Annotated in this window: 14 protein-coding genes; 5 read left to right on the forward strand and 9 right to left on the reverse strand. The window is 58.4% G+C overall.

The features are described from left to right. Positions 1-422: 422 nt before the first annotated feature. The 3 genes from RTI30_RS08955 to RTI30_RS08965 all read right to left on the reverse strand — a co-directional run bounded on the left by RTI30_RS08955 (position 423) and on the right by RTI30_RS08965 (position 4330). On the reverse strand, positions 423-2450 hold the full coding sequence (locus tag RTI30_RS08955; RefSeq protein WP_312274819.1) for a UvrD-helicase domain-containing protein: 2028 nt from the start codon (positions 2448-2450) through the stop codon (positions 423-425). Then, positions 2401-3231: a prolipoprotein diacylglyceryl transferase gene (gene lgt / locus RTI30_RS08960; protein WP_312263105.1), complete on the reverse strand. Its 831-nt coding sequence runs from the start codon at positions 3229-3231 to the stop codon at positions 2401-2403. Before lgt ends, RTI30_RS08955 begins: the two co-directional genes overlap by 50 nt. 67 nt (positions 3232-3298) lie before the next feature. Next, the gene (locus RTI30_RS08965) at positions 3299-4330 is read right to left on the reverse strand and encodes an agmatine deiminase family protein (RefSeq protein ID WP_312263104.1); all 1032 of its coding nucleotides are present in this window, start codon (positions 4328-4330) and stop codon (positions 3299-3301) included. Between the two features lie 85 nt (positions 4331-4415). On the opposite strand from RTI30_RS08965, the gene RTI30_RS08970 reads away from it, so the two are divergent. The 3 genes from RTI30_RS08970 to RTI30_RS08980 all read left to right on the forward strand — a co-directional run bounded on the left by RTI30_RS08970 (position 4416) and on the right by RTI30_RS08980 (position 6180). Continuing rightward, on the forward strand, positions 4416-5117 hold the full coding sequence (locus RTI30_RS08970; protein WP_312263103.1) for a pseudouridine synthase: 702 nt from the start codon (positions 4416-4418) through the stop codon (positions 5115-5117). Beyond that, positions 5114-5554, forward strand: coding sequence for an NUDIX hydrolase (locus RTI30_RS08975; protein ID WP_312263102.1), 441 nt, complete (start codon positions 5114-5116; stop codon positions 5552-5554). The genes RTI30_RS08970 and RTI30_RS08975 overlap by 4 nt, the downstream gene beginning before the upstream one ends. A 68-nt stretch (positions 5555-5622) precedes the next feature. Further along, positions 5623-6180 (forward strand): RNA pyrophosphohydrolase, encoded by a 558-nt coding sequence (locus RTI30_RS08980; RefSeq protein ID WP_312263101.1) that lies wholly within the window; start codon positions 5623-5625, stop codon positions 6178-6180. A 55-nt stretch (positions 6181-6235) separates the two neighbouring features. On the opposite strand, the gene RTI30_RS08985 is transcribed toward RTI30_RS08980, so the two are convergent. From RTI30_RS08985 to RTI30_RS08995, 3 genes are all read right to left on the reverse strand, one after another. Then, entirely contained in the window at positions 6236-6574 is a 339-nt protein-coding gene (locus RTI30_RS08985) for a PsiF family protein (RefSeq protein WP_312263100.1), read from the reverse strand. Between the two features lie 33 nt (positions 6575-6607). Further along, the gene (locus RTI30_RS08990; protein WP_312263099.1) at positions 6608-6994 is read right to left on the reverse strand and encodes a YidB family protein; all 387 of its coding nucleotides are present in this window, start codon (positions 6992-6994) and stop codon (positions 6608-6610) included. A 103-nt stretch (positions 6995-7097) separates the two neighbouring features. Beyond that, the gene (locus RTI30_RS08995; protein ID WP_312283674.1) at positions 7098-7376 is read right to left on the reverse strand and encodes a hypothetical protein; all 279 of its coding nucleotides are present in this window, start codon (positions 7374-7376) and stop codon (positions 7098-7100) included. A gap of 345 nt (positions 7377-7721) precedes the next feature. Here RTI30_RS08995 and RTI30_RS09000 point away from each other — a divergent pair, with 345 nt between their 5' ends. Both RTI30_RS09000 and RTI30_RS09005 read left to right on the forward strand, forming a co-directional pair. After that, positions 7722-8327: a hypothetical protein gene (locus RTI30_RS09000; protein ID WP_312263098.1), complete on the forward strand. Its 606-nt coding sequence runs from the start codon at positions 7722-7724 to the stop codon at positions 8325-8327. Between the two features lie 75 nt (positions 8328-8402). After that, positions 8403-8813 (forward strand): Rrf2 family transcriptional regulator, encoded by a 411-nt coding sequence (locus RTI30_RS09005; RefSeq protein ID WP_312263097.1) that lies wholly within the window; start codon positions 8403-8405, stop codon positions 8811-8813. A 280-nt stretch (positions 8814-9093) separates the two neighbouring features. Here the strand turns inward: RTI30_RS09005 and ychF are convergent, their stop codons facing one another. From ychF to RTI30_RS09020, 3 genes are read right to left on the reverse strand one after another with little or no spacing between them, the layout of a single operon-like run. Beyond that, complete coding sequence (gene ychF / locus RTI30_RS09010; protein WP_312263096.1) at positions 9094-10185, reverse strand: redox-regulated ATPase YchF; 1092 nt, start codon at positions 10183-10185, stop codon at positions 9094-9096. 9 nt (positions 10186-10194) lie between these two features. Further along, positions 10195-10764, reverse strand: coding sequence for an aminoacyl-tRNA hydrolase (pth, locus tag RTI30_RS09015; protein ID WP_312263095.1), 570 nt, complete (start codon positions 10762-10764; stop codon positions 10195-10197). Positions 10765-10770: 6 nt separating this feature from the next. After that, on the reverse strand, positions 10771-11391 hold the full coding sequence (locus tag RTI30_RS09020; protein WP_312263094.1) for a 50S ribosomal protein L25/general stress protein Ctc: 621 nt from the start codon (positions 11389-11391) through the stop codon (positions 10771-10773). Between the last annotated feature and the right edge of the window lie 382 nt (positions 11392-11773).

An 11773-nucleotide genomic window follows, 5' to 3' on the forward strand; every position in this document is an offset into this window, starting at 1 on the left:
AGAAAATAGTGGTATTTCGATCAGCAATGGGCCTCATGGCGTTTTTTTTGAGATTCTGGATCAACGGCAATGCCTTCTTCGGCTAGATCAGATCTTCCCTTGATTCTCATGCTCCTACCGAGCAAACCAGAGGGCGAAAGATTTGGCCCTTATGTTGATAGCAGCAGTGGCTGAAATGTCTTTCTAAATTGGCGTCATCATAGAAATACGCCGAAAAAGGCTTGACCAGAATAGCTTGTTGAAAATCGAAATTTTATAGCGCCGATGAATGAGAAGTGCGTGTCTTTAGCTGAGTCCACTTGGAGGGAGCGAGTCGCACTTCTTGCCGAGGTCGACAATTCCAGCATTCAACTCAGAAGAGGGCTTTCGAGCAAGGCATATTGCCGGGCCTACTACTGCCCTGCGGTAAAATCTATGTAGTCTTACTCTTCCTCAAGGATGGCGCGCAAGCGGGCGAAAGCGTCGCTGGCCTCTTCGGGCTCGGCGGCCGCGCCCCCCTGCCAGTCGAGAAGATCGCTGGGAATCTCTGCCAAAAATCGCGACGGCTCCGGATTTAGGGTCTCGCCGTAGCGCTTGCGTCGCTTGCAAAAGCTCAAATGCAAACGAAAACGCGCCCGTGTCATGCCCACGTAAAAAAGCCGCCGCTCTTCGGCAATCTGCTCCGGCGTTTCGCTATTGCGGTGCGGAAGCAACTCCTCTTCCACCCCCGCCAGAAAGACCTGCGGAAACTCCAAGCCCTTGGCCGCGTGCAGGGTCGAGAGGCGGACTACATCGCGGTCGTCGTCTTCCTCGCGCTCAAGCATGTTGTAGAGCATCAGGCGTTGCAGCAGCTCCCCCAAATCCTGCGGTCCATCTTCCTGCGCCAGCAAACGCCCCATCCAGCCAAGCAACTCTTGCAGGTTTTCCCAGCGACGCTTGGCGCTGCGCTCATCGCCCTCATCGACGAGATACTGCCAATACCCGATTTCTTCGGGAATTTCTTGCAGAAGCGGCATCAGCTCGGCACCGCGTTGCAGGGCATCACCTTTCTCATTGACCCAATTGGCAAAGGTCTCCAAGGCCAGGCGCCCGCGTGATGGCAGCTCGAGATCCTCAGCAAAGATACTGGCAAAGAGGGACTGACCATGGCTGCGCGCATGTTGCCCAAGGACCTCGAGACTCTGGCTACCAATACCCCGCCGCGGGGTGTTGACGGCGCGCAGCAGCGCCGGGTCGTCGTCGGGGTTGTGGAGGAGACGACAATAGGCCAAAAAATCCTTGATCTCGGCACGCTCAAAAAAGGAAATGCCCCCAGACACCTGATAGGGGATGCGTGCCGCCCGCAACGCCGCCTCCAGGGGGCGCGACTGATGATTGCTGCGGTAGAGAATCGCATAGTCGCGGTACTCGCCATCGCGCTGAAAGCGGTCGCGGAGGATGGCATTGGCAATCTGCTCCGCCTCCTCGCTCTCGTCGGCACAGGCATGTACCTGTATCCGCTCGCCCTCGCCCAGTTCTGACCAGAGACGCTTTTCGAAGAGATGGGCATTCTGGCCGATGACGGCATTGGCGGCCCGCAAAATGCGCCCGGTGGAGCGATAGTTTTGCTCGAGCTTGATCACCCTGAGGTCGGGAAAGTCGGTGGCGAGACGCTGCAGATTATCGACATTGGCGCCCCGCCAAGAGTAGATGCTCTGGTCGTCATCGCCCACCGCCGTCAAATTTTGCCGCTGCTCGAGCAGCACCTGCAGCAATCGGTACTGGGCGCCATTACTGTCTTGATATTCGTCCACCAGCAGGTAGCGAATGCGCTCCTGCCAATGCCCTCGCGCCTCGCCGTCGCTCCCGAGAATCCGTGTTGGCAACAGAATGAGATCGTCGAGATCGACGGCATTACAGGCGTGCAGGGCGCGCTCGTATTCGGGATAGAGGGCGGCGGCCAGGGCGCCGATCTGATCTTCGGCCCGGGCCTCCTCGGCCAATATCCCATCATTCTTGAAGCGAGAGATGCGCGCCTGGATGGCCTCGGCAAGGTCGGCTGGACCATTGGCCTCGCGCAACAGACCGCGCAGCAATGCGAGACTGTCGCCGGAGTCGATGACACTGAATGCAGGTCCGTAGCCGAGGCGGGGCAGCTCGCGCCGCAGAATCGTCAAACCCAGACGATGAAAGGTGGACACCAGCAGCCCGCGCCCGGCTCGCCCCTCCAGACGCTGGGCGATGCGCGCCTTCATCTCCCGCGCCGCCTTGTTGGTAAAGGTGACGGCGGCAATGTGACCCGCCGCCACCTGCTGCTCCTCGATGAGATGCACAATTTTCTGGGTAATGACGCGCGTTTTACCGGAGCCAGCGCCGGCAAGGACGAGCAGCGGTCCGTGCACATGGCGCACCGCCTCCCACTGCGCGGCGTTGAGCTCGAGACTACTCAGCCGCGGCCTCCACCGCTGCCGGCGCGCCGGCGGGATCGGCAGCGAAACCGCCGCGGTAGGCCCACCAAATGATGACCGGCCCGAGGAGGATCATGGGGATGGACAAGACCTGCCCCATGGTCAGTGGTCCAAGGACGAAGCCGAGCTGGATATCGGGCTGCCGTACGAATTCGACCAGGAAGCGGAACACCCCGTAGCAGAAGACGAAGAGCCCACCCACAGCACCGACGGGCCGTGGGCGCCGGCTGTAGATGGCGAGGATCAGAAACAGCAGAACCCCTTCCAAAAGAAATTCGTAGAGCTGGGAGGGCTGGCGCGGCTGCGGTCCACCCGCCGGGAAAACCATGGCCCAGGGCAGATGACTCACGCGCCCAAATAGCTGATCGTTGACAAAGTTGGCGATACGGCCAAGACCGAGTCCGATGGGCACCGCCGGGGCGATAAAGTCGAGAGTGGGCAGAAAGGAATGCTCAGGATTACCACGAGCAAAAACCCAGCAGGCAAGAACGACGCCCAGCAGGCCGCCATGGAAGGACATCCCGCCATCCCAGATGTACAACATGTGCAGGGGATGTTGGACGTAGTAAGGCAGGTTGTACCAAAGCACATACCCGACTCGCCCGCCCAGGATGGCACCAATGGCAACGTAAAATTCCAGATCTACGACGGCGGATTTCTTCCACGGCGTATGCGGGCGGCGGCCACGCCGAATCAGCCAGAGGGTGGCAATGATAAAACTGATGATTTCCAGCAGCCCATACCAGTGAATGGTAATGGGACCGAGCTGAAAACCCATCGGATTGATATTGGGATAGTGCAGCATGAAACTTCCCCTTCAGCGAGGGCCCAAGATGGTCAAGAGCCGCCTGCCTGTCAAGGCACCCTCCTCCTCAGGCTGGAATCTGCATGGTCACGCAGTGCAAGCTACCATGCTGACGCGCCAGTTCCAGACAAGTTACGGAGACGATCTCCCGATCCGGAAACACCGTGGCGAGGCGCTCCGCCGCCACTGCATCGGCGGGGTCGTCATAGGTGGGCAACAACACCGCACCATTGATGATCAAAAAATTGGCATAGCTCAGGGGTAAACGCTCCCCTGCTTCGTCGAAGCGCGCCCGTGGCCAGGGGAGCGGCACAAGATGGTAGGGGCGGCCATCGGCTTGCGGGAAAGAAGCGAGTTCTGCCGCCATTTGCTGCAGCGGCGCAAAATGCGTATCCACGGGATCATCGCAAGACTGATAAGCAATGACCCCGGGGCTACAAAAGCGCGCCAAGGTATCGATGTGGGCATCGGTATCGTCACCCTCAAGATGGCCGGACTGCAGCCAGAAGATCCGTTCCGCCCCAAGCAGGGTGCAGAGCTGATCGCTAATTTCTTCTCGCGTCCACTGTGGATTGCGGTTGGGTGAAAGCAGACAGGCATCGGTGGTGAGGATACTGCCCTGCCCATCGCTGTCGATACTGCCACCTTCCAGCACCATGCCGAGGGTACGCAACGGCAACTCCCCGTAGGCGCCAGCGGCATGTAGACGCCGGGTGAGTTGGTTGTCGAGGTTGGCGGCAAACTTCAGGCCCCAAGCATTAAAGGCAAAATCAAGGAGCTGGCGGCGGCCATCGGGGTGTCGCAGGGTAATGGGGCCATGATCCCTGGCCCAGGAGTCATTGCTCGGGGCATGGTAGAGATGGCAGCGCCGCAGATCGGCGCCCGCCGCGTCCAGCTGCTGCCGACATTCCTTTTCGCTGTCAGCATCGTGGACGGCCACCAGCAGAGGCTGACGCCGACTGATTTCGGCACCGATGCGGGCAAAAACCGGCAAGACCGCGGCCAAGCGATCGGCCCAATCGGTGGCGCGATGCGGCCAAGTCAGCTGCACGGCTGCCTGGGGTGCCCACTCCGCTGGCAAACTAAATCGCTCCGTCATCTCCGCTCTTCCTCCCCTGACTCGCTGCCATTGTAGGACGTCGCCGTGCTTCCGTCACCGCCGGCACCTCGCTACACTGGCGAGCATGCGCCTGGAACGTCTCGATCATCTTCTCTCTCGTCTCGGCTATTGCAGTCGCAGTGAAGTACGCCAATGGCTGCGCGACGGCCGTATTCAAATCACCGATCTTCCGCGACCGCAGTGTAACAGCAAGGTCGATCCGCAACAGGTTTATGTCGACGACGAGCCTTTGGATCCCGCCCAGCCCCTGTACTTGCTGTATCACAAGGGCCTCGGCAGTGTCTGTGCCCATGACGACCCGCGCAGCATCTACGACGACCTGCCCATGCGCTGGCGCTATCGTCGACCAGTCTTGAGCAGCGTTGGCCGCCTCGACCGCGATACCAGCGGTCTTCTTCTCTTGAGCGACGATGGACAATGGCTACATCGCTGGAGCCATCCGCGCCAGGCGGTGCCGCGCCGCTATCGTGTGCAACTTGCCGAGCCTTTGCGCGAAGATGCCGAGTCGATTTTCGCCAGCGGCACCCTACGCTTGCAGGGTGAGAGCAGTCCCTGCCGGCCGGCAGTGCTGCAACGCCTGGGTCCGCGCGAGATTCTGCTGACCTTACGGGAGGGCCGCTACCACGAGGTGCGACGGATGCTGGCGGCGCTTGGCAACCACGTGGTCGGCCTGCATCGGGAGGCCTTCGGGCCCTTTACCCTGGGCGATCTGCCCGAGCACGAATGGCGTTTTCTGCGCGCCGATGAATGGGAGTCTCGTCCATGAGATGGAGTCCGCATGTAACCGTAGCCGCTGTTGCACAGGACGCAGAGGGGCGCTTCTTGCTAGTGGAGGAAGAGATCGACGGCCTACCCTGCCTCAATCAGCCCGCCGGCCACTGGGAAAAGGGAGAAAGCCTAGCGGATGCCGTCATCCGCGAAACCCTGGAGGAAACCGGCTACGAGTTCCTCCCGGAGGCAGTCTTGGGTATCTACCACTGGCAACATCCCCACAAAGACCTCACCTATTTACGCATCACCTTTGCGGGCGTCGTTGGTGCCTACGATCCCCAGGCCCCCTTGGATGTTGGCATCCTCGGCCCGCGCTGGCTGTTTCCGCAGGAGTTACGGGCGGCACGCCTGCGCTCGGTGATGGTCGAGCGCTGCATTGCTGATTTTCTCGCGGGGCAACGCTATCCCCTACAGCTGCTGCAGAGCTTGTGAACACTTCGCGCTGACCCGAGCGCAGCTTTTTGTTATATTGCAGAAAATATTGTAGCGAGAAGCTAGCGATGATAGACGCAGACGGCTATCGCCCCAACGTGGGCATGATCATTTGTAATGAAAGGCAACAGGTGTTGTGGGCCAAACGGGTCGGCGAGAACGCTTGGCAGTTTCCGCAAGGCGGTATCGATGGCAACGAGAGTCCAGAGCAAGCGGTGTATCGCGAATTGCTGGAAGAGGTAGGAACCAACAAGGTCAGCATCATCGGGCGTACGCGGGGCTGGCTCCGCTACGATGTTCCGGGAGCGCGCAACCGCGGTAAACAGCGGCGCTATCGGGGGCAGAAGCAAATTTGGTTTCTGCTGCGTTTTGAGGGCAGCGAGGCAGAAATCAATCTGCAAACCGAACACCCAGAGTTTGAAGACTGGCAATGGGTGGATTATTGGCATCCGATAGAGGAGATCATCGCCTTCAAGCGACGGGTGTACTGCCTTGCCCTGCAGGAGTTAGCCCCCCTGATTGGCGTACCGCCCTCCCCCTTCCCAATCGAGGAGCGACCACCACGACCACCCCGGCGCGGCAATCGCTACCCCCAACGTCGCAGAACCCCGCACGGAGTAACATGAAAAAGGCTGGCTACCCAAGCAGTAGCCAGCCTTCGAACGCAGTAGCCGCGATTGCTTACTTCTTCTTCAGGCACTCGCGCATGAAGTTCTTGCGCTCTTCACCCTTCATACCCTTGGCACGAGCGTTGCAGGTCTTCATCTTCATCTGCTGCGCCGTTAGTTCATGCGGTTTTTTGGCTTCCTTGGTCTTGTGCTCCATGACCTTGTGCTCTGCCATCTTCTTCTCGGCCTTGGGCTCCATGGCCTTATGCTCTTCCATCTTCTTCTCGACCATCTTCTTTTCGGCCTTCTTTTCCATCTTCATCGGTGCGGCCGACGCGGCAGTTTCCGCATAGGCAACGCCAGAAATCAGGAAAGACAGGGCAACGCAAGACGCCAACATTTTCTTCATCATCGGTTTCTCCTTTGGTGTAGTGAACAACAACCGTTACAGCAGTCCTTTGAGACTTTGCAGCAAACCGTCGCCATCCGGTAATTGTCCATTGGGCGACATCTGATCGACAAGGTGAGGCAGCGCTTGACTAAGACCCTGGGTCAGGGTTTGCGGATCGACACCAAGAGTGCTCGCGATGCTCTGGATGCGATCGCTGCCAATGGCAGATTCGATTTGGTCTGCGGAGATGGGTTGGTTGGTCCCGGTCGAGATCCAGGAATCCACCACGGAACCCAGCCCGCCGTCACGCAGCTGTTGTAGGGTTCCACTTACCCCACCAGGCTGATTTTGCAAAAACTGTACCGCCGTCCCGAGCAATCCCGAAGAATTGCCGCCCAGCGCAGATACGCCACTCGACAACAGATCATCCACGAAGCCCATATCTTTTCCTCCCGGTTATAATCCGCAAAAAGATACGCCAAGCAACAGCTCATAGGCAAGCCGGCCCTTCCTATACCTTACTGATTAATTGAGAGTTTTTCGGCTAGCGCTGAATGCTGCGCCGCTTCCGCACCTCAACGGTCACCGTGCGACTCGATGGGCGCGGCTCCGCTTGCGTTGAGATGGGCTGCAGACTCTCGCCGGGGATAGGGAGATCTTTTGGATACCAGAATTGCGGTCTGACATCCGCATCAACTTCTGCGGGCGCCGCGGCGGCGGCCTCTAGCGGACGCTGGGGAGAACGCGACTCAAGTGGAGAACTCTGTTCCCGGGCACGCTTGCGCTCCGGGGTGATACCGTACTGCGGTGCAACTATGGGCATAACGCTCCCTACTGGATCAAGCTGGCTTGCCCTATGGGCGAGGCGGCCTCGAGCAAGAACCGCAGGAGAAAGTCTAGCAGAGATGAGCGGAAAGGGGAAGTGATTTCAGGGAGTTCCGATTCGCCCGGGAGTTTTACCGAAGGAGTCGCACAGCAAACCCTGATATATTAGATTTTAGTTAAATAATAATACAAAAACGTAACTCTTATCTTTTAATAAATCACGTTATAGAACGATCAGGAAAATAAAAAAATAATACTTGCTTCCAGTCTCTCATTTGACTATAAAACAGACCAAAGAATGTTTTTTGCATTCTTCAGACGGGTTCTCAAGGAGGATTACCTAATGAACACACAAGCACTCGGGCAAGAAAACCGGTTGGCCCTATTTTCTTGGCAACTACTCTTTGCTCGGGGTATTGCCGCCATCGCCTTTGTCATCGCGTCACTGCTGGACTTTAGCGCCACCATGACTTTGCTGATCTGGTTTTTCGCGCTCTACGTCTTTTTCGACGGTGGCTACTCCGCCATGCGCTTGGCCCAGAAAGGCTCGGGCGCCTGCCCGCGGGTACTCATCGCCATCAAGGCCGTGGTGGGCGTTGCCGCTGGCATCGCTGTCCTCATTCTGGCAAGCCATGGCAGCACCTTGCCGACGCTACTGACGGTTTTTGCTTGGGTGGCAATCGTTGGCGTACTTGAAGGCATCTGGGTCATTCGCAATGTCCAGAACAAGGAGATGGTGCTGATCATTGGCTCTTCAGCCTACCTGGCTCTGGCTATTTGTTTGCAGGTGATTTTTGCGCTCGCGCCGCAGGATGGATCGGCAGTGTATAACTGGATCGTGATCGGTTTCTCGGCTGCCTTCTCCGCTGCCATGCTCGGCATGAGCTGGACCATGCGCCGGAACCTTCTGCGTGCGGACAAGTCGCAGCGAACCGTCACTGCACACTGAACCCATACTGTTAAGATCGAGACGGCAGGGTCCATCCTGCCGTCGTCACCAATACCGCTACAAAAGCCACCTGCCATGCTGAGTAAAAATTCCGAGTGTGCCCTTCGCTGTCTCCTATTTCTTGCCCGACAAGGGGTGGGGGTGCCGATCCTTTGCCGTGATATCGCCCATGCCGTCGGCGTTTCCGAGCCCTGTGTCGCCAGCGTGCTGCGCATCCTCGCCAAACGCAATGTTCTCGAGTCGTTCAAAGGTAAGGGGGGCGGTTTTGCCCTGCGCCCGGAAGCTGCAGACCTCAGCGCGTACGATATCCTCTTGGCGATAACCACCAAGCCAGAGCAACGTACTCGCTGTATTCTGGGTCAGCAGGAATGCGGCGATGCCCATCCCTGCCCCCTGCACAGCGCCTGGACCGAGTTACAGGAGCGGCAGAAAGAGCTTCTGCAAGGCTTTTGCCTGCGCCAACTCTTGGTACCGCAAGCGGTCTAACACTTGATCGGTAGGGCGCCGCTTGGCAAAAACGCGAGTCAGAGCTTGTTCAATTTAGGTACAAAACGGGTGTGGCCAGACCGCTTCGTGATCGAGGGTCAGTCTAGATTGACGCAGTCATTCGATCGCAAAGCCGCGATCGTATTCACTCGCGCAGCACTACAGAGTGTTGATTCTTGCAATGAGCTGAAACGACAACGGTCCGTATTCGAAGGGCGTTTTATCGTTTGTCATGACGTGCCCGCGAGCAGATGCAAGCCCGTGTCATGGCTTGCCCGAATCAGACATTAAAGAGGAAATTCAGTACATCACCGTCTTGAACGATGTATTCCTTGCCTTCAGCGCGCAGGCGCCCGGCCTCTTTGGCGCCGGCTTCACCGCCATAACGAATATAATCGTCATAGGCAATGGTCTGGGCGCGAATAAAGCCACGTTCGAAATCGCTATGGATGACCCCGGCAGCCTGAGGGGCCGTGGCACCCACAGGAATTGTCCAGGCGCGGACTTCCTTTTCGCCGGCGGTGAAATAGGTTTGTAGACCGAGCAGGCGATAGGCAGCGCGGATAATTCGATGCAGACCGGGTTCTTGCAAACCAAGATCCTGTAAAAACGCCAGTTGCTCTTCGGGTTCGAGCTCTGCCAGCTCTGCTTCGATGGCGGCACAAACTGGCACCACCTCCGCGCCTCGCTCGCTGGCCCAGGCCTCGAGAGGCTGCCGCCAAGCACCCGACTCCAGCTCGTCCTCGGCCACATTGGCAATGACCATGAGCGGTTTTAAGGTGAGCAAAAAAAGCCCGCGCAGGAGTTGTCGTTCTTCTGCAGAGAGCGGGGCGCTCTGTGCTGGCTTACCGGCATCTAGGTGCGGCTGTAACCGTTGCATGGCGGCAAGCTCGGCAATCGCCTCTTTGTTGCCGCCTTTGGCCTGACGGGCAACCCGCGCTTGCGCCTTTTCGAGGGTGGCGAGATCGGCAAGCACTAGCTCCGTCATTACCGTTTCGAGATCGGCGACGGGATCGACTTTGCCTTGTACATGCACCACGTTGGGATCGGCAAAACAGCGTGTTACCAGGGCAATGGCGTCGGTTTCGCGGATGTGGGCAAGGAACTGATTGCCGAGCCCCTCGCCCTGGGCGGCCCCGGCCACCAAGCCGGCAATATCGACAAATTCGACGGTAGCGGGCACCACTTTCTGAGGACGCACGATGGCAGCCAGTGCCTGCAAACGGGGATCGGGAACACTCACCAAACCAACATTGGGTTCAATAGTGCAGAAGGGATAGTTTTCTGCGGCGATCCCTGCCTTGGTGATCGCGTTGAAGAGGGTGGATTTACCAACGTTGGGTAAACCGACAATACCGCAAGCCAGACTCATGGAGGGCTCCTATTCGCTATGTAGGGTTTTCATGGCCGCGTCCTGTTTGCCGCCAAGAAAGTCTTCGAGGACCGCAAGGCTGCGGGAAATGGCGCGGTGTATTTCTGCATCCTCAGCTGCCGTGGGTCGGCCAAGAACGTAGTCGACCACACGATCCTTATGTCCGGGATGCCCGATACCGATGCGCAGACGCCAATAATCTCGGGTACCCAGAGCACGATCGAGGTCGCGCAAGCCGTTGTGGCCACCATGCCCTCCCGCCCACTTGAAGCGCGCGATACCTGGCGCCAAATCCAGCTCGTCGTGTACGATCAGGATGCGCGCCGGTGGGATGCGATAAAATGCAGCGGCTTGCTGCACCGGCGCGCCGGAGCGATTCATGAAGTCCTGCGGCTGCACGAGGAGAAGATCGAGATCAGGACGCTGTATCCGCGCCCATTCGGCCTTCCAGGACTTTTCCCATCGCCAGGACGCGGCATGCTGCGTGGCCAGTGCCTGTACAAAGCAAAAACCCGCATTGTGGCGGGTTTTTGCATACTCGGCTCCAGGATTGCCCAATCCGGCAATCAACCAATCCACTGCGGCTTACTCCGCTGCAGCTCCGCCCTCGGCCTCGTCGGCTGCCGGACCATGCGGTGCATGGATCGACACCACTTCCTTGTCGTCGCCGTGCTTGAGCGCGGTCAGGACCACGCCTGCGGGCACTTGCAGATCCGACAAATGGATGCTCTCACCTACTTGCAGGGCAGCCACGTCGACCTCGATGGCATCGGGCAGATTGCCCACTGGCGCCTGGATTTCGACTTCCGTCAAGGCGCGGTGCAGAAGTCCACCACCCATTTTCACGCCAACGGCGCTGTGTTCGTTGAGGAGATGGATCGGCACATTTAGCGTCACTAGTTCGCCCTGATGCACGCGCATGAAATCGACGTGCAGAATCTGCGCCTTGTACGGATGCATCTGCAGGTCGCGGATCAAAACGCTTTCCTGGACGCCATCGAGATTCAGGCTGATGACACTGCTGAATACCTGCTCGTTAGCCAAGAATTTCTGCGCTGCAAACATGTCGAGACTGATCGACTGCGCTGGCTTGCCATCTCCGTAGACAACGGCAGGGATTCTGCCCGAGCGCCGCATCCGACGGCTGGCGCGCCGTCCCTCTTCGCTCCGCGTCTGCGCGGCAAGAACAAAATTTGCTTCGGTCATTGTTGAATCTCCTTTTGAATGATGTAGCGAGCGGGGCGAGGGACGACCGGGCCTTTCTCCCCTGAACGAGGCGCAAACTATACGAGGATCAATGGCCTAACGCAAGGTCGGCGCAACCAGAGTAAGCTCTACGGCACTGACACATCTGCAGCGGCCCAGTTCGGTTTTGCCAAAGACAGCATCTCCCTCAATCCCTCGCGCAGAGGCATGCTTGGGTGCAGCAATCGTTCGGCCATACGCGAAATATCTGCCTGCGAATGCCGAATGTCACCGGGCAAGCTCGTGTATGCGTCCACCACCTTTGGCACTGTGGTAGATGTTGGAGGAGGAAGGATAGCGGTGGTTTCTGTCCGAGTCGATGGTGTGGCCGTTCGGCGTTGTA

Source organism: Candidatus Igneacidithiobacillus taiwanensis (assembly GCF_031962545.1).
GTDB lineage: Bacteria > Pseudomonadota > Gammaproteobacteria > Acidithiobacillales > Acidithiobacillaceae > Igneacidithiobacillus > Igneacidithiobacillus taiwanensis.

Bases quoted from the DNA above. Each gene is read 5' to 3' on its own strand.
- lgt (WP_312263105.1), bottom strand. From the start codon at position 3,231: ATGCTGCACTATCCCAATATCAATCCGATGGGTTTTCAGCTCGGTCCC.
- RTI30_RS08965 (WP_312263104.1), bottom strand. From the start codon at position 4,330: ATGACGGAGCGATTTAGTTTGCCAGCGGAGTGGGCACCCCAGGCAGCC.
- RTI30_RS08970 (WP_312263103.1), top strand. From the start codon at position 4,416: ATGCGCCTGGAACGTCTCGATCATCTTCTCTCTCGTCTCGGCTATTGC.
- RTI30_RS08975 (WP_312263102.1), top strand. From the start codon at position 5,114: ATGAGATGGAGTCCGCATGTAACCGTAGCCGCTGTTGCACAGGACGCA.
- RTI30_RS08980 (WP_312263101.1), top strand. From the start codon at position 5,623: ATGATAGACGCAGACGGCTATCGCCCCAACGTGGGCATGATCATTTGT.
- RTI30_RS08985 (WP_312263100.1), bottom strand. From the start codon at position 6,574: ATGATGAAGAAAATGTTGGCGTCTTGCGTTGCCCTGTCTTTCCTGATT.
- RTI30_RS08990 (WP_312263099.1), bottom strand. From the start codon at position 6,994: ATGGGCTTCGTGGATGATCTGTTGTCGAGTGGCGTATCTGCGCTGGGC.
- RTI30_RS08995 (WP_312283674.1), bottom strand. From the start codon at position 7,376: ATGCCCATAGTTGCACCGCAGTACGGTATCACCCCGGAGCGCAAGCGT.
- RTI30_RS09000 (WP_312263098.1), top strand. From the start codon at position 7,722: ATGAACACACAAGCACTCGGGCAAGAAAACCGGTTGGCCCTATTTTCT.
- RTI30_RS09005 (WP_312263097.1), top strand. From the start codon at position 8,403: ATGCTGAGTAAAAATTCCGAGTGTGCCCTTCGCTGTCTCCTATTTCTT.
- ychF (WP_312263096.1), bottom strand. From the start codon at position 10,185: ATGAGTCTGGCTTGCGGTATTGTCGGTTTACCCAACGTTGGTAAATCC.
- RTI30_RS09020 (WP_312263094.1), bottom strand. From the start codon at position 11,391: ATGACCGAAGCAAATTTTGTTCTTGCCGCGCAGACGCGGAGCGAAGAG.